The sequence below is a fragment of the Buttiauxella gaviniae ATCC 51604 genome (assembly GCF_001654835.1).
Lineage (GTDB): Bacteria > Pseudomonadota > Gammaproteobacteria > Enterobacterales > Enterobacteriaceae > Buttiauxella > Buttiauxella gaviniae.
The window spans coordinates 187,021-202,935 of record NZ_LXEP01000028.1; the positions used below are offsets into that span (position 1 = coordinate 187,021).

Annotated in this window: 14 protein-coding genes; 10 read left to right on the forward strand and 4 right to left on the reverse strand. The window is 49.4% G+C overall.

Annotation, left to right across the window (positions count from 1 at the left end; translation table 11 throughout):
* Positions 1 to 72: 72 nt before the first annotated feature.
* Both degP and M977_RS14680 read left to right on the forward strand, forming a co-directional pair.
* The gene (gene degP, locus M977_RS14675; protein WP_064516311.1) at positions 73 to 1,521 is read left to right on the forward strand and encodes a serine endoprotease DegP; all 1,449 of its coding nucleotides are present in this window, start codon (positions 73 to 75) and stop codon (positions 1,519 to 1,521) included.
* A gap of 167 nt (positions 1,522 to 1,688) precedes the next feature.
* Entirely contained in the window at positions 1,689 to 2,846 is a 1,158-nt protein-coding gene (locus M977_RS14680; protein WP_064516314.1) for a CdaR family transcriptional regulator, read from the forward strand.
* Positions 2,847 to 2,877: 31 nt separating this feature from the next.
* On the opposite strand, the gene M977_RS14685 is transcribed toward M977_RS14680, so the two are convergent.
* The 4 genes from M977_RS14685 to map form a co-directional block, all read right to left on the reverse strand.
* Positions 2,878 to 3,267 carry a DUF3461 family protein gene (locus M977_RS14685; protein ID WP_034460862.1) on the reverse strand — a complete coding sequence of 130 codons (390 nt, stop codon included), beginning with the start codon at positions 3,265 to 3,267 and terminating at the stop codon, positions 2,878 to 2,880.
* Positions 3,268 to 3,376: 109 nt separating this feature from the next.
* Positions 3,377 to 4,201: a 2,3,4,5-tetrahydropyridine-2,6-dicarboxylate N-succinyltransferase gene (gene dapD, locus M977_RS14690; RefSeq protein WP_034461055.1), complete on the reverse strand. Its 825-nt coding sequence runs from the start codon at positions 4,199 to 4,201 to the stop codon at positions 3,377 to 3,379.
* Positions 4,202 to 4,246: 45 nt separating this feature from the next.
* Positions 4,247 to 6,919, reverse strand: a complete 2,673-nt coding sequence (gene glnD / locus M977_RS14695; RefSeq protein WP_064516388.1) for a bifunctional uridylyltransferase/uridylyl-removing protein GlnD — start codon at positions 6,917 to 6,919, stop codon at positions 4,247 to 4,249.
* Positions 6,920 to 6,980: 61 nt separating this feature from the next.
* Complete coding sequence (map, locus tag M977_RS14700) at positions 6,981 to 7,775, reverse strand: type I methionyl aminopeptidase (protein WP_064516316.1); 795 nt, start codon at positions 7,773 to 7,775, stop codon at positions 6,981 to 6,983.
* Positions 7,776 to 8,086: 311 nt separating this feature from the next.
* Here map and rpsB point away from each other — a divergent pair, with 311 nt between their 5' ends.
* The 8 genes from rpsB (at position 8,087) to rseP (ending at position 15,892) form a co-directional block, all read left to right on the forward strand.
* Positions 8,087 to 8,812 (forward strand): 30S ribosomal protein S2, encoded by a 726-nt coding sequence (gene rpsB / locus M977_RS14705; protein WP_064516318.1) that lies wholly within the window; start codon positions 8,087 to 8,089, stop codon positions 8,810 to 8,812.
* 153 nt (positions 8,813 to 8,965) lie between these two features.
* Entirely contained in the window at positions 8,966 to 9,817 is an 852-nt protein-coding gene (gene tsf, locus M977_RS14710; RefSeq protein WP_064516320.1) for a translation elongation factor Ts, read from the forward strand.
* 143 nt (positions 9,818 to 9,960) lie between these two features.
* Complete coding sequence (gene pyrH, locus M977_RS14715) at positions 9,961 to 10,686, forward strand: UMP kinase (RefSeq protein WP_064516322.1); 726 nt, start codon at positions 9,961 to 9,963, stop codon at positions 10,684 to 10,686.
* Between the two features lie 160 nt (positions 10,687 to 10,846).
* A complete protein-coding gene (gene frr, locus M977_RS14720) occupies positions 10,847 to 11,404 on the forward strand; it encodes a ribosome recycling factor (protein WP_034460857.1) in 558 nt (185 codons plus the stop codon).
* Between the two features lie 109 nt (positions 11,405 to 11,513).
* Positions 11,514 to 12,713, forward strand: a complete 1,200-nt coding sequence (ispC, locus tag M977_RS14725) for a 1-deoxy-D-xylulose-5-phosphate reductoisomerase (protein WP_064516390.1) — start codon at positions 11,514 to 11,516, stop codon at positions 12,711 to 12,713.
* Between the two features lie 186 nt (positions 12,714 to 12,899).
* Positions 12,900 to 13,652, forward strand: coding sequence for a (2E,6E)-farnesyl-diphosphate-specific ditrans,polycis-undecaprenyl-diphosphate synthase (ispU, locus tag M977_RS14730; protein WP_064516324.1), 753 nt, complete (start codon positions 12,900 to 12,902; stop codon positions 13,650 to 13,652).
* Between the two features lie 18 nt (positions 13,653 to 13,670).
* A complete protein-coding gene (gene cdsA, locus M977_RS14735) occupies positions 13,671 to 14,528 on the forward strand; it encodes a phosphatidate cytidylyltransferase (RefSeq protein ID WP_064516326.1) in 858 nt (285 codons plus the stop codon).
* A gap of 11 nt (positions 14,529 to 14,539) precedes the next feature.
* Positions 14,540 to 15,892, forward strand: coding sequence for a sigma E protease regulator RseP (gene rseP / locus M977_RS14740; protein ID WP_064516328.1), 1,353 nt, complete (start codon positions 14,540 to 14,542; stop codon positions 15,890 to 15,892).
* Positions 15,893 to 15,915: the final 23 nt, after the last annotated feature.

Consider the following 15,915-nt stretch of genomic DNA (forward strand, 5'->3'; position numbering starts at 1 on the left):
GCGCCTCAATTGTCACTCTATATTGGCCTACACAGCAATTTTGCGTGACTTATTAACTTGAGACTGAAATCGATGAAAAAAACAACTTTAGCAATGAGCGCGCTGGCTCTTAGCCTGGGTTTGGCGCTGAGTCCTGTATCTGCAATTGCGGCAGAGACCGCTTCTTCTGTACCTGCAACCGCTGGGCAACCTATGCCAAGCCTTGCGCCGATGCTGGAAAAAGTGATGCCTTCCGTAGTGAGTATTAACGTTGAGGGGAGCACCACTGTTAATACGCCGCGTATGGGGCGTAACTTCCAGCAGTTCTTTGGTGATAATTCACCATTCTGTCAGGAAGGCTCTCCATTCCAGAGCTCTCCATTCTGCCAGGGTGGCCCGGCGGACCAAGGCCCTCAGGGCAGCGGTCAGCAGCAGAAATTTGCAGCACTGGGTTCTGGTGTAATTATTGACGCCGCTAAAGGCTATGTGGTGACAAACAACCACGTTGTTGATAATGCAACAAAAATTCAGGTTTCCCTGAGTGATGGACGTAAGTTTGAAGCAAAAGTGGTGGGTAAAGATCCACGTTCTGATATCGCACTGCTGCAGTTGCAGGACCCGAAAAACCTGACTGCGATAAAAATGGCTGACTCCGACGCACTGCGCGTTGGTGATTACACCGTTGCAATCGGTAACCCGTATGGTTTGGGCGAAACCGTGACCTCCGGTATTGTTTCAGCTTTAGGTCGTAGTGGCCTGAACATTGAAAACTATGAGAACTTTATCCAGACCGATGCGGCAATCAACCGTGGTAACTCCGGTGGTGCACTGGTTAACCTTAATGGTGAGTTGATCGGGATTAACACTGCGATTCTGGCACCAGACGGTGGCAACATCGGTATCGGTTTTGCTATCCCAAGCAACATGGTGAAAAACCTGACTGCGCAGATGGTGCAGTATGGTCAAGTTAAGCGTGGCGAACTGGGTATCCTTGGGACTGAGCTGAACTCCGAGTTAGCAAAAGCGATGAAAGTTGACGCGCAACGTGGTGCATTTGTCAGCCAGGTTATGCCTAACTCTTCTGCTGCGAAAGCGGGCGTGAAAGCCGGTGACGTTGTGGTTTCCATGAACGGTAAAGCAATTAGCAGCTTCGCTGCCTTGCGCGCTGAAGTGGGTTCTATGCCAGTTGGCAGCAAACTGACTCTTGGCCTGCTGCGTGATGGCAAACCAGTATCAGTGAATCTGGAACTGCAACAAAGCAGCCAGACTCAGGTTGATTCAGCCACTATCTTTACGGGTATCGAAGGTGCTGAAATGAGCAACCGCAGCGGTAAAGATGAGAAGGGTGTCATCGTCAATAACGTAAAAGGCAATAGCCCTGCTGCACGTATTGGTCTGAAAAAAGGTGACATTATCATTGGTGTTAACCAGCAGGTTGTAAATAACATCGCTGAACTGCGCAAAATTCTGGACACCAAACCATCTGTAATGGCGCTTAATATTCAGCGTGGCGACAGCACCATCTATCTGTTGATGCAGTAATTAATTGCCACTAAGTTCTCCTTAAACTATCAGGGCCGCAAATTGCGGCCCTTTTTTGTGAGCCTTACCACAACTCCATACTCTTCATCGGTGCTTTGTGCATTCGCACAATGCTGAGGCGATCCATCTCGCCTATGCTAGGCCATTAGCACGACTCAGGAGGACACATGGCTGGCTGGCACCTTGATACCAAAATGGCGCAGGACATTGTGGCGCGCACCATGACCATTATTGATACCAACATAAACGTGATGGATGCGCGTGGGCGAATCATTGGTAGTGGTGATAAAGAACGTATTGGTGAATTGCACGAAGGTGCATTGCTGGTGCTCTCCCAGGGGCGTGTGGTTGATATTGATGATGCCGTAGCCCGGCATCTGCACGGCGTGCGTCAAGGGATAAACCTGCCACTGCGCATCGAAGGTGAAATTGTTGGTGTTATCGGTCTGACAGGGGAACCTGGCTCGCTGCGTAAGTACGGTGAGCTGGTGTGTATGACGGCGGAGATGATGCTTGAACAATCTCGTCTGATGCACTTGCTGGCACAAGACACTCGTCTGCGTGAAGAGTTAGTGATGAATTTGATTCAGGCTGAAGAACAGACACCGGCTTTGAGCGAATGGGCACAACGTTTGGGTATCGATCTGAATCAACCTCGAGTGGTCGCTGTTGTGGAAGTCGATAGTGGTCAGCTTGGCGTGGAAAGCGCTATGGAAGAGTTACAGCAGCTGCAAACTGCACTGACGACACCTGAGCGGAATAATTTAATAGCCATTGTGTCGTTAACTGAAATGGTGGTGCTAAAACCTGCGCTAAATCCTTTTGGCCGTTGGGATGCAGAAGATCACCGCAAGCGGGTAGAGCAGCTAATCAACCGTATGAAAGAAAATGGTCAGCTACGCTTTCGTGTCGCGCTGGGCAACTATTTTACCGGGCCTGGTAGTATTGCGCGCTCGTATCGAACCGCACGCACTACCATGATGGTCGGCAAACAACGTATGCCAGAAAACCGGGGCTATTTTTACCAGGATTTGATGTTGCCGGTGCTGCTGGATAGTTTGCGTGGCGGATGGCAGGCGAATGAACTGGCTCGCCCTTTAGCTCGCCTGAAATCAATGGATAACAACGGGCTGCTGCGCCGAACGTTAAGCGCGTGGTTCCGCCATAACGTGCAGCCACTGGCAACGTCTAAGGCATTGTTTATTCATCGTAATACGCTCGAGTACCGACTTAACCGTATTTCGGAATTAACAGGGTTAGATTTAGGAAATTTTGACGATAGATTGCTGCTGTATGTGGCGTTGCAACTGGATGAGCAAAGATAATAAAAGGGCCGGAGATTCCGGCCCTTTTGCATTATTTACCGCGGGTTAACTTTTCAAGATCGGATTCAATTTCACTGATCTTGTGAGCAACTACAGATTCCAGATGGCGAAGATCGTCGAGGATTTTGCGTTTCAGATCCACTTCAGTGCGATCTCGTTGGCAAAGTTGATCTAATTCATCAATTACATAGCGCAGATTCGGGCTGATTTCCTGCACTTCTTTGTAACCCTGACCGACGCCATCGGCAACGACAGTTTTGCGCTGGCGTGGGTATTTAAACTTCACGCTTTTAGCGAAAAACTCGCCTTTATCCTTCTGGAAATAGATTTTCAGGATATCGTTATTGGCTTCCTGCCGGAGGCTGTAACGATCGATCTCATCAGGATTGGTAATACCCAGACTTTTCAAGTTATCGTACATAGTGTTACCTTTTTCGATATCAGCAATATCAAGATAATTAACGGAAAAATCCTTTTCCGCTAGCCCTAAATGCTAAAAAGGCGGGAGAGCCCGCCTTTTGCATATTTTATTAGTCGATAGTGCGAAGCAGCTCGTTGATTCCAACTTTGCCGCGAGTTTTCGCGTCGACTTTTTTCACGATAACTGCACAGTACAGGCTGTACTTACCATCTTTAGATGGCAGGTTACCGGAAACGACCACGGAACCTGCTGGCACGCGGCCGTAATGTACTTCACCAGTTTCACGGTCATAAATGCGCGTGCTTTGGCCGATGTAAACGCCCATGGAAATCACAGAACCTTCTTCAACGATAACGCCTTCCACAACTTCTGAACGCGCGCCGATGAAGCAGTTATCTTCAATGATAGTTGGGTTAGCCTGTAATGGCTCCAGAACGCCACCGATGCCTACGCCACCAGACAGGTGAACGTTTTTACCAATCTGCGCACAAGAACCGACAGTTGCCCAGGTATCAACCATAGAGCCTTCATCAACATAAGCGCCGATGTTAACGTAAGAAGGCATCAGAACGGTGTTACGTGCGATGTATGCACCCTGGCGAACGGCCGCTGGCGGCACAACGCGGAAACCTTCTTTCTGGAAACGTGCTTCGTCATAGTTGGCGAATTTCATCGGCACTTTGTCGAAGTAACGGCTTTCTGCGCCATCAATAACTTGGTTGTCATTGATACGGAAAGAAAGCAGAACGGCTTTCTTCAGCCATTGGTGGGTAACCCACTGGCCATCAATTTTTTCGGCAACGCGCAGCGCACCGCTGTCGAGCAGGGAGATGACCTGGTTTACCGCTTCACGAGTGACGGTATCAGCATTTGCCGGAGTGATTTCGGCGCGGCGCTCGAAAGCGGTTTCAATTACGTTTTGTAGCTGCTGCATTGGCATTGTGAACATTTTCCTGATTGTGACGAAATTAACAGACTGTTATTTATCGTTTGGATTAAGGGCTGCTGTCAACCGTTGCTGTACTTCCTCTTGCAACTCATTATTAAGAGCACGCCGATCAGCGGTAGCTATTATAAATAAATCTTCTACTCGCTCGCCAATTGTCGTAATTCTAGCCCCGTAAAGTGAAATTCCGAGGTCAGCAAACACTTCACCTACCCGCGCCAGTAAGCCTGGCTGATCCAACGCAATCAGTTCCAGGAATGTGCGCCTGTCAGTATGAGTAGGCAGGAAATTGACTTCGGTATCGACGGTAAAGTGGCGCAGTTTGGCGGACTGGCGGCGCGGTTGAGGCGTCTGCCAGCTGGCCTGCGTAATAGCCTGTTCAATACTGTGGCGGATGAGTTCGTGCCTGTCGGCGGAAAGCGGGCTGCCATCCGGCTCCAGCACAATAAAGGTGTCCATTGCCATGCCGTCGCGCGTAGTAAATATTTGTGCGTCATGAACGCTCAGGTTGCGCCTGTCCAGCTCGGCACAAACAGCGGCGAACAGGTGAGGGCGATCAGGGCTCCAGATGAAGATTTCGGTACCACCACGTGTTGCCTGTGGGCTAAGCAAAATCATCGGTTTGCTGAGGTCGTGCTTCAGCAAGTGTCGCGCATGCCATGCAATTTGGTTTGGCGTGTGGCGAACAAAATAGTTGGCCCGGCAGCGGCGCCAGATATTGTGCAGCGCCTCTTCGTTGATGTTATCCATACGCAGTAACGCCAGCGCCTGAAGTTGATGGTGGCGTACACGCTCACGCATATCCGGGCTGTTTTGCATCCCACGACGCAGCTGTTTTTCTGTGGCGAAATAGAGTTCCCGCAACAGACTCTGTTTCCAGCTATTCCATAAGGTTTCGTTGGTCGCACAGATATCAGCGACGGTCAGGCAAACCAGGTAACGCAGGCGGTTTTCAGTCTGCACTTCTTCAGCAAACTGCTTAATCACTTCCGGGTCCTGGATATCACGGCGCTGCGCGGTGACTGACATCAGCAAATGTTGGCGCACCAGCCACGCGACAAGTTGCGTCTCGCGAGAGTTCAACCCGTGCAGTTCGGCAAACTTTATAACGTCCTCCGCGCCCAGAACCGAGTGATCCCCGCCACGGCCTTTGGCGATGTCATGGAACAGGGCTGCAATCAAGATAAGCTCTGGATGCGACAGGCGCGGCCACAGATCGACACATAATGGATGCTTCGGACGGGTTTCTTCTTTCGCGAAGCTTTCCAGTTTTTGCAGCACGCGAATAGTGTGTTCATCCACCGTATACGCGTGGAACAGGTCAAACTGCATCTGCCCGACGATATGCGACCACTGCGGCATATATGCCCACAACACGCTGTGGCGGTGCATTGGCAATAAGGCGCGGCTCACGGCACCGGGGTGGCGCAATATCGTGAGGAACAGCTCGCGCGCTTCCGGAATGTAGCAAAGCGGCTGTACTAAATGGCGACGCGCATGACGCAAATGGCGTAGGGTGGTTGAGTAAATTCCGGTGATGTCACGGTTACGCACCATCATGTAAAACATACGCAAAATAGCCTGCGGTTCACGCATAAATAGCGTTTCGTCACGCAGATCAATCAGAGTGCCGCGTAACTGGAAGTCATCATCAAGTGGGCGCGGTTTTTCGCTGGCATCTAACGCAAGAATCGCTTCATCAAACAACTGCAACAGCATTTGGTTAAGCTCACCGACGCGACGGGTCACACGATAGAAATCTTTCATCATGTGTTCGACCGGCTGATTGCCTTCACCGTTGTAATCCAGACGTTGAGCAACGCTGAGCTGCCTGTCGAATAACAAACGGTTGTCATAGCGATTTACTTCGAGATGTAAAGCGAAGCGAATACGCCACAGCAAGTGTTGGCACTCATCCAGTTCATTTCTTTCTGCTTCGGTTAAAAAACCAAAGCCGACCATTTCACTCATGGACGTGGCACCAAAATGGCGACGCGCGACCCATTGCAGCGTATGGATGTCACGCAAACCGCCGGGGCTGCTTTTGATATCTGGCTCGAGGTTATAACTTGTGCCGTGGTAACGCTGATGACGAACATTTTGCTCATCAATTTTTGCGGCAAAGAACTTGGCAGATGGCCAGAAACCGTCGCTGAAAATGTGTTTTTGCAGTTCAAGGAAGAGTGCGACATCGCCAATCAGTAAGCGTGACTCAATCAGGTTGGTGGCAACTGTTAAATCAGACAGGCCTTCGAGCAGGCACTCTTCAAGCGTGCGTACGCTGTGGCCGACTTCTAACTTTACGTCCCACAACAGCGTGAGAAGTTCACCGATTTTCTGGGATTGCGGCTCGCTCAGACGTTTACGGCTGAGTATCAGCAAATCAATATCAGATAACGGATGAAGTTCACCGCGCCCGTAACCACCCACCGCGACGAGCGCGGTTTCAGCGACATCACCAAAACCGTAGTTTACCCACAACCGTTGCAGTAACTGGTCGATAAACTCGGTGCGGGCATCGATAAGTTTTTCGGCGGAAATACCGTCGTCAAATGCTGTCCCCAACCACTGCTGGAAAGTGTCGAGGCGGGCTTTGATTTCGGCGCAATTAAGCTCTGAGTCTGTCCAGTTGACAGGGTATTCAGGTTGCCCGGAAATCTCAGGAAGCACTGTGGTTGCGTACTGCTCGGGTAAGCTCGGTGTCATGTCGCCATCCATAAAAAAAGCCGGCATAAGCCGGCTTCGATTGCTGACTTTCGCCAGGCAATCAGTCGTTATGCGAAATCACCGCGGGGATGGTGTCATCTTTGCGTAAGGTGAGAATTTCGCAGCCGTTATCTGTCACCACAATAGTATGCTCGTATTGTGCAGACAAGCTGCGATCTTTGGTTTTCACCGTCCAGCCGTCTTTCATGGTGCGAATGCGGTAATCGCCGGAGTTCACCATCGGCTCGATAGTGAAAGTCATGCCCGGTTGCAGCACCACGCCACCGTCATCAGCATCGTAATGCAGCACTTGCGGTTCTTCGTGGAATACGCGGCCAATACCGTGTCCACAGTATTCGCGAACCACAGAAAAACCTTCAGCTTCAACGAACTTCTGAATGGCTGCACCCAGAGTGCGCAGGCGAATACCTGGTTTTACCATGCGAAGAGACAAATACAGGCTTTCTTGAGTCACGCGGCACAGACGCTCACCCAGAATGGTCGGTTTGCCAACGATGAACATTTTTGAGGTGTCGCCGTGGTATTCATCTTTGATAACGGTAACGTCGATGTTGACGATGTCACCATCTTTCAGGAGTTTAGCGTCATCAGGAATACCGTGGCAGACCACTTCATTAATGGAGATGCACACGGATTTCGGGAAGCCATGGTAGCCAAGGCACGCGGAAACCGCTTGCTGTTGGTTAACAATGTAATCGTTACAAATACGGTCCAGTTCGCCAGTGGAAATGCCCGGTCGTACGTGGGATTCAATCATTTCCAGCACTTCAGCGGCAAGGCGGCCCGCAACGCGCATTTTTTCGATTTCTTCAGGTGTTTTAATTGAGATAGCCATTCATTCGATCCGCAGGTGTCGTCGTTATCGACAATAATTGAGCAGTAGTGGGGTAATGGTATCAGGGCCTACGATCGGTGCCAAATCGAGAATCGGTGTGCGCACTATCCACTATCAACTATTGGAGTCCGGGTCTGTTTTATGGTATAAAGCGCGCCGGACTTGTATTCCGATTTTTCGGATACGGCCAACACTCTCACTTTGTGTAAATAACACACACGTATCGACACATATTCCGGGGTGCCCTTAGGGGTCGGTAATATGGGATACGTGGAGGCTTAACCCCATACTTTTATATAGAGGTTTTAATCATGGCAACTGTTTCCATGCGCGACATGCTCAAGGCTGGTGTTCACTTCGGTCACCAAACCCGTTACTGGAACCCGAAAATGAAGCCTTTCATCTTCGGCGCTCGTAACAAAGTTCACATCATCAACCTTGAAAAAACTGTACCTATGTTCAACGAAGCTTTGGCTGAACTGAGCAAGATTTCTTCTCGTAAAGGCAAAATCCTTTTCGTTGGTACTAAGCGTGCTGCAAGCGAACCAGTAAAAGAAGCTGCTCTGAGCTGCGATCAGTTCTTCGTGAACCATCGCTGGTTGGGCGGTATGCTGACTAACTGGAAAACTGTTCGTCAGTCCATCAAACGTCTGAAAGACCTGGAAATCCAGTCTCAGGACGGTACCTTCGACAAACTGACCAAGAAAGAAGCGCTGATGCGTACCCGTGAGCTGATTAAGTTAGAAAACAGCCTCGGCGGTATCAAAGACATGGGCGGCTTGCCGGATGCACTGTTTGTAATCGACGCTGATCACGAACACATTGCAATCAAAGAAGCGAACAACCTGGGTATCCCAGTATTCTCTATCGTTGATACTAACTCCGATCCAGATGGCGTTGATTTCGTTATCCCTGGTAACGACGATGCAATCCGTGCTGTAACCCTGTATCTGGGTGCTGTAGCTGCTACCGTTCGTGAAGGCCGCTCTCAGGATCTGGCTTCTCAGGCAGAAGAAAGCTTCGTAGAAGCTGAATAATAAGGTTCGCTCTTATTTGAGCTCTTATTAACCAGGTATTGAATAGTTTGGTTAGGGGGCCTGTCTCAGGCCCCCTTTTTATTTTGAGCCAGGGTTCGTCTATTTCGTGGACCAGGGCTTATCTCTCTCTACGAGATAACCGAGGATTTTAGAATGGCTGATATTACTGCTGCTCTGGTAAAAGAACTGCGTGAACGTACTGGCGCAGGCATGATGGATTGCAAAAAGTCACTGACTGAAGCTAATGGCGACATCGAGCTGGCAATCGAAAACATGCGTAAGTCTGGTGCGATCAAAGCAGCTAAGAAAGCAGGCAACGTAGCTGCTGACGGCGTGATCAAAACTAAGATCGCAGACGGCTACGCTGTGATTCTGGAAGTTAACTGCCAGACTGACTTCGTTGCTAAAGATGGTGGTTTCCAGGCATTTGCTGACAAAGTGCTGGACGCTGCTGCTGCAGGCAAAGTTACTGACATCGAAGTACTGAAAGCACAGTTCGAAGAAGAGCGTGTTGCACTGGTTGCTAAAATCGGTGAGAACATCAACATTCGTCGTGTTGCTGTTCTGGAAGGTGATGTTCTGGGTAGCTACCTGCACGGTGCTCGCATCGGTGTTGTTGTTGCAGCTAAAGGCGCTGACGAAGAGCTGGTTAAGCAAATCGCTATGCACGTTGCTGCAAGCAAGCCAGAATTCGTTAAGCCAGAAGACGTGTCTGCTGAAGTTGTTGAGAAAGAGTACCAGGTTCAGCTGGACATCGCTATGCAGTCTGGCAAGCCGAAAGAAATCGCAGAGAAAATGGTTGAAGGCCGCATGAAGAAATTCACCGGTGAAGTTTCTCTGACTGGTCAGCCTTTCGTTATCGAGCCAAGCAAAACTGTTGGTCAGTTGCTGAAAGAGCACAATGCTGACGTAACTGGCTTCATCCGCTTTGAAGTGGGCGAAGGCATCCAGAAAGTTGAGACTGACTTCGCAGCAGAAGTTGCTGCAATGTCCAAGCAGTCTTAATTTTTAAAGGGAGCCGCCAATTGGCGGTTCCTTTTTATCTGGCTTTAAAAATCAGCCTGCTCTGATACAGATCTTGTTGATATGCGACATTATGTCGTCTGAATTTACCATCCCCATTCGTTGACTGTTCCCAGGAAAGAATCATGGCTACCAATGCAAAACCTGTCTACAAACGCATTCTGCTCAAGCTAAGCGGCGAAGCGCTGCAAGGTACCGAAGGCTTCGGTATTGATGCAAGCATCCTTGATCGTATGGCTCAGGAAATTAAAGAGCTGGTTGAATTGGGTATTCAGGTCGGGGTGGTGATTGGTGGTGGCAACTTATTCCGCGGTGCAGGCTTGGCAAAAGCCGGTATGAACCGTGTTGTGGGCGACCACATGGGCATGCTGGCAACCGTAATGAACGGCCTGGCAATGCGTGATGCGCTTCATCGCGCCTATGTGAACGCCCGCCTGATGTCTGCTATTCCATTGAATGGCGTATGTGATAACTACAGCTGGGCAGAAGCTATCAGCTTGCTGCGCAATAACCGCGTAGTTATCCTGGCAGCTGGTACCGGTAATCCGTTCTTTACTACTGACTCTGCTGCGTGTTTGCGTGGTATTGAGATTGAAGCGGACGTAGTACTGAAAGCCACGAAAGTAGATGGCGTGTTTACTGCGGATCCGGTTCAAGATCCTACCGCCACGCTTTGTGAGCAATTGACCTATACCGAAGTACTGGAAAAAGAACTGAAAGTGATGGATTTGGCTGCGTTTACGCTGGCCCGCGATCACAAAATACCGATTCGTGTTTTCAATATGAACAAACCTGGTGCGCTTCGCCGTGTGGTCATGGGTGAAAAAGAAGGCACATTGATCACTGAGTAATTTCAGTCGATGCTTAATCAGGGTAAGATTCAGTTTCAGATAGTGTTAACAGGCAACCCCAACGGGCGCCATGAATAAACAGGGCTATACTTAGCTCGCAGCGTCTGCATAGCGGCGTGAAGTGTGGTCTGCCCTAAACCAGTTTTCAAGGATTCGTAACGTGATTAGCGATATCAGAAAAGATGCCGAAGTGCGTATGGAAAAATGCGTAGAAGCGTTCAAAACCCAAATCAGTAAAATCCGCACCGGCCGCGCCTCTCCATCTCTGCTGGACGGCATCATTGTGGAGTATTACGGCACCCCGACTCCACTGCGCCAATTGGCAAGCGTAACGGTTGAAGATTCTCGCACACTGAAGATCAACGTGTTTGACCGCTCACTGAGCCAGGCCGTTGAGAAAGCGATCATGACTTCCGACCTCGGTCTGAACCCAAGCTCTGCTGGTACTGACATTCGTGTTCCACTACCTGCACTGACTGAAGAACGCCGTAAAGATCTGATCAAAATTGTACGTGGCGAAGCTGAAGGCGCACGCGTGGCGGTTCGTAACGTTCGCCGTGATGCTAACGACAAAGTTAAAGCGCTGCTGAAAGATAAAGAAATCAGTGAAGATGACGATCGCCGTTCTCAGGACGACGTTCAGAAAATGACTGATGCTGCTATCAAGAAAGTAGATGCTGCACTTGCTGAGAAAGAAGCTGAGTTGATGCAGTTCTAATCCGTTGAGATGACGGATCAAACGCCGTATGCAAGCCGTGGCTCATGCCACGATTATTGTCTACGGCGTTTTTTATTTGATTATTCATACTAAAACTCCAGAGCGTCCCATGAAGCAACTGACCATTCTTGGCTCTACCGGATCTATCGGTACCAGTACCCTCAGCGTTGTTCGTCATAATCCTGATAAGTTTTCCGTCACGGCCCTGGTTGCCGGGAAAAATGTCGCGCGCATGGCTGAGCAGTGCCTGGAGTTCAAGCCTCGCTGGGCAGTAATGGATGATGAAGTCTCTGCCGGTGAGTTACGCCGTTTGCTCAAAGAGCAGGGGAGTCGCACTGAAGTTCTGGCGGGGCAGCAGGCGGCTTGTGAAATGGCTGCGCTGGACGAAGTGAATCAGGTTATGGCAGCTATTGTTGGGGCAGCAGGTCTGTTACCCACGCTTGCGGCGATTGCGGCGGGTAAGCAAGTTTTGCTGGCAAATAAAGAAGCACTGGTGACTTGTGGGCGTCTGTTTATGGATGCTGTACAACGAAGCCACGCACAGCTTCTGCCTATCGACAGCGAACACAACGCAATTTTTCAGAGTTTACCGGAAACAATTCAGCAAAACCTCGGGTACGCTGAACTTGAGGGTAATGGCGTTTCGTCGATTATTCTTACCGGATCAGGTGGCCCATTCCGTGAGACGCCGTTAGGTGAACTGACAGTAATGACTCCGGACCAGGCTTGTAGCCATCCGAACTGGTCGATGGGGCGTAAAATCTCAGTCGACTCGGCCACCATGATGAACAAAGGTCTCGAATACATTGAAGCTCGTTGGCTATTCAATGCTTCAGCTAAACAAATGGAAGTACTGATACATCCGCAGTCGGTTATCCACTCGATGGTTCGTTATCGTGATGGTAGTGTGCTGGCGCAGTTAGGCGCTCCAGATATGCGCACGCCTATCGCGCACGCCATGGCATTTCCTGAGCGCGTGCAGTCAGGTGTTGAACCGCTCGATTTTTGTAAAATCGGCACTTTCACCTTTATGGAACCGGACTATCATCGCTATCCTTGTCTGAAGCTTGCGATGGAAGCATTTGAGCAAGGACAGGCTGCAACGACCGTACTGAACGCAGCAAATGAAATTGTGGTTGAGGCTTTCTTGCAACAACAGCTACGTTTTACAGACATTGCTTCCTTAAATCGTGCCGTCCTTGATAGTGTTGAATTGACTGAGCCGAAGAGTGTGGAAGAGGTTCTTGCTGTTGATGCGAAAGCACGCGAGGTTGCCCGAGGTTTGGTGACGCGCATCGCTTCTCGATGATTATTTATTCAGCTGATGTGCCTCTATTTGTTAGCTTTGTGCTTCAGTGATATAGTCTGCGCCATCTTTCGTCCAGGAATAACTGACTGAAAGATTGGTAAGCCGTGTTATAGCACGGCTTTTTTATGTAAAAGCTGAGATCATTCTGAGTACCGCTTAATCCTTATCTGGGAATAATTACGCGTTATGTTGTCTGCAAACCAACAATTAAGCGAAACACAATCCGAACATGGCGCGCGCCATGTTGCCATTATTATGGATGGCAACGGTCGCTGGGCGAAACGACAAGGGAAGATGAGGGTTTCCGGCCATAAGGCTGGGGCGAAATCTGTTCGCCGGGCGGTAAGTTTTGCGGCAAATAATGGTATAGATGCACTTACGCTCTATGCTTTTAGTAGTGAAAACTGGAATCGTCCAGCTCAAGAAGTTAGCGCACTAATGGAGTTGTTTGTGTGGGCTTTAGACAGTGAAGTCAAAAGTCTGCATCGTCACAATGTCCGTTTGCGTATTATCGGCGATATCAGCCGATTCAATGCTCGCCTGCAAGAACGTATCAAAAAAGCCGAAGACTTAACGAGTGCCAACACAGGTTTGACTCTCAATATTGCCGCGAACTATGGCGGTCGTTGGGATATTATTCAAGGTGTGCGGCATCTTGCCGAACAGGTGCAAGAAGGCTTACTACGTCCAGACCAGATTGATGAAGAGATGCTGAGTAAGCAAATCTGCATGAATGAACTGGCTCCCGTAGATTTAGTAATTAGGACAGGGGGAGAGCATCGTATTAGTAACTTTCTGATTTGGCAGATTGCCTATGCAGAACTTTATTTCACCGATGTTCTTTGGCCTGATTTCGATGAACAAGACTTTGAAGGTGCACTAAATGCTTTTGCAAATCGAGAGCGTCGTTTTGGCGGCACAGCACCTGGTAGTGAGTAAGCCTGTTGGGGGTCACTTTTGCTGAAGTATCGCCTGCTTTCTGCGTTTATTTTAATCCCGGTGGTTATTGCCGCGTTATTCTGGCTTCCACCAGTAGGATTTGCTATTACAACCCTCGTGGTATGTATGCTGGCAGCCTGGGAATGGGGACAATTGGCAGGTTTTAAAGCACGTTCTCAACGTGTATGGCTTGCTGTATTGTGTGGTCTGTTACTGGCATTAATGCTTTATGCATTACCCGAATACCAGCGTACGGTTCATATTCCGTTGATTGAGGCTTCGCTATGGGCATCACTTGCCTGGTGGTTTGCCGCGCTGTTACTGGTGTTGTTTTATCCGGGTTCTGCATCAATCTGGCGCAACTCAAAAACGTTGCGTCTATTGTTTGGCGTATTAACGATTGTGCCGTTTTTCTGGGGCATGATTGTATTACGTAACTGGCATTACGATATTAACCACTACACTGGCTCAATCTGGCTGTTGTATGTGATGGTTCTGGTCTGGGGTGCAGACTCCGGTGCTTATATGTTTGGCAAAATGTTTGGCAAACACAAATTAGCGCCGAAAGTGTCTCCGGGTAAAACCTGGCAGGGCTTCTTTGGTGGGTTGTTCACTTCTGCGATTATCTCCGTGCTGTTCGGCATGTGGGCGAATCTGGATGTGTCACCGGCTATTCTGTTGACCTGTTCGGTTATTGCCGCTCTTGCTTCAGTATTGGGCGATTTAACCGAAAGTATGTTTAAGCGTGAAGCAGGGATTAAAGATAGCGGTCACCTGATCCCCGGTCATGGTGGTATCCTTGACCGCATTGATAGCCTCACAGCAGCAGTACCGGTATTTGCCTGTCTGTTATTGCTGGTATTCAGGACGATTTAACGGAAGGTTATATGCTGAGCTTACTCTGGAATTTGGCTGCGTTTATTGTCGCACTGGGTGTATTAATTACCGTGCATGAGTTCGGCCATTTCTGGGTTGCTCGCCGCTGTGGTGTCAAAGTAGAGCGCTTTTCCATTGGTTTTGGTAAAGCGCTCTGGCGTCGTTCCGATCGCCACGGTACCGAATTTGTAATCGCCCTGATCCCACTTGGTGGTTATGTCAAAATGCTTGATGAGCGTGTTGAGCCGGTTACGCCGGAACTACGCCATCAGGCCTTTAATAACAAAACCGTTTCTCAACGCGCTGCAATTATTGCAGCCGGTCCTATTGCTAACTTTATCTTCGCTGTGTTTGCCTACTGGCTGGTGTTTATCATCGGTGTCCCTGGTGTTCGTCCGGTTGTTGGTGAAGTAATGCCCAACTCGATAGCAGCAGAAGCACAAATTGCACCAGGCATGGAACTTAAAGCGATAGATGGTATCGAAACGCCTGACTGGGAATCGGTTCAACTTGAGTTGATGGCAAAGATTGGTGATGACAGTGTTAATCTGACGCTGGCACCACTAGGTTCAAATCTGAAAAGTGAGAAAACGCTTGATTTGCGCCACTGGCAATTTGAGCCAGAAAAGCAGGATCCGATTACTTCATTAGGCATCGGACCTCGCCGTCCGCAAATTGAAACGGTATTACAAGAAGTACAGCCCGATTCCGCAGCGAGCAAAGCGGGTTTGCAAGCCGGGGACAGGATCGTTAAAGTCAACGGTGCGGCGCTTGTTCAGTGGACAGAATTTGTTAGTCAGGTGCGTGACAATCCAGGTCACCCACTGGAGCTAGAAATAGAAAGACAAGGGGCACTCTTGTCTTTAACGCTGATACCGGATACAAAACCGGGTAAAGCGAAGGCTGAAGGGTTTGCGGGGGTAGTACCAAAAGTTATCCCGCTGCCTGATGAGTATAAAACAGTACGCCAGTATGGGCCGTTTGCTGCTGTCGCAGAAGCCACAGATAAAACCTGGCAACTGATGAAGCTTACAGTCAACATGCTGGGAAAATTAATAACCGGTGACATCAAACTGAATAACCTCAGTGGGCCAATCTCTATAGCTCAAGGGGCAGGGATGTCAGCGGAATCTGGGTTGATTTACTATCTGATGTTCCTGGCGCTGATTAGCGTTAATCTGGGGATAATCAACCTGTTTCCGTTACCCGTCCTGGACGGGGGGCATCTGCTCTTTTTGGCGATTGAAAAGCTAAAGGGTGGGCCGGTTTCCGAGCGAGTTCAAGACTTTAGTTACCGCATTGGCTCTATATTGCTGGTGCTGTTGATGGGGCTTGCACTTTTCAATGATTTCTCTCGGTTTTAGAGAGAATAGGTTAGGAAGAACGC

What these genes read in the sequence shown, in the direction of transcription:
- degP (WP_064516311.1), top strand. Translation starts at nt 73, where the DNA reads ATGAAAAAAACAACTTTAGCAATGAGCGCGCTGGCTCTTAGCCTGGGT.
- M977_RS14680 (WP_064516314.1), top strand. Translation starts at nt 1,689, where the DNA reads ATGGCTGGCTGGCACCTTGATACCAAAATGGCGCAGGACATTGTGGCG.
- M977_RS14685 (WP_034460862.1), bottom strand. Translation starts at nt 3,267, where the DNA reads ATGTACGATAACTTGAAAAGTCTGGGTATTACCAATCCTGATGAGATC.
- dapD (WP_034461055.1), bottom strand. Translation starts at nt 4,201, where the DNA reads ATGCAGCAGCTACAAAACGTAATTGAAACCGCTTTCGAGCGCCGCGCC.
- glnD (WP_064516388.1), bottom strand. Translation starts at nt 6,919, where the DNA reads ATGACACCGAGCTTACCCGAGCAGTACGCAACCACAGTGCTTCCTGAG.
- map (WP_064516316.1), bottom strand. Translation starts at nt 7,775, where the DNA reads ATGGCTATCTCAATTAAAACACCTGAAGAAATCGAAAAAATGCGCGTT.
- rpsB (WP_064516318.1), top strand. Translation starts at nt 8,087, where the DNA reads ATGGCAACTGTTTCCATGCGCGACATGCTCAAGGCTGGTGTTCACTTC.
- tsf (WP_064516320.1), top strand. Translation starts at nt 8,966, where the DNA reads ATGGCTGATATTACTGCTGCTCTGGTAAAAGAACTGCGTGAACGTACT.
- pyrH (WP_064516322.1), top strand. Translation starts at nt 9,961, where the DNA reads ATGGCTACCAATGCAAAACCTGTCTACAAACGCATTCTGCTCAAGCTA.
- ispC (WP_064516390.1), top strand. Translation starts at nt 11,514, where the DNA reads ATGAAGCAACTGACCATTCTTGGCTCTACCGGATCTATCGGTACCAGT.
- ispU (WP_064516324.1), top strand. Translation starts at nt 12,900, where the DNA reads ATGTTGTCTGCAAACCAACAATTAAGCGAAACACAATCCGAACATGGC.
- rseP (WP_064516328.1), top strand. Translation starts at nt 14,540, where the DNA reads ATGCTGAGCTTACTCTGGAATTTGGCTGCGTTTATTGTCGCACTGGGT.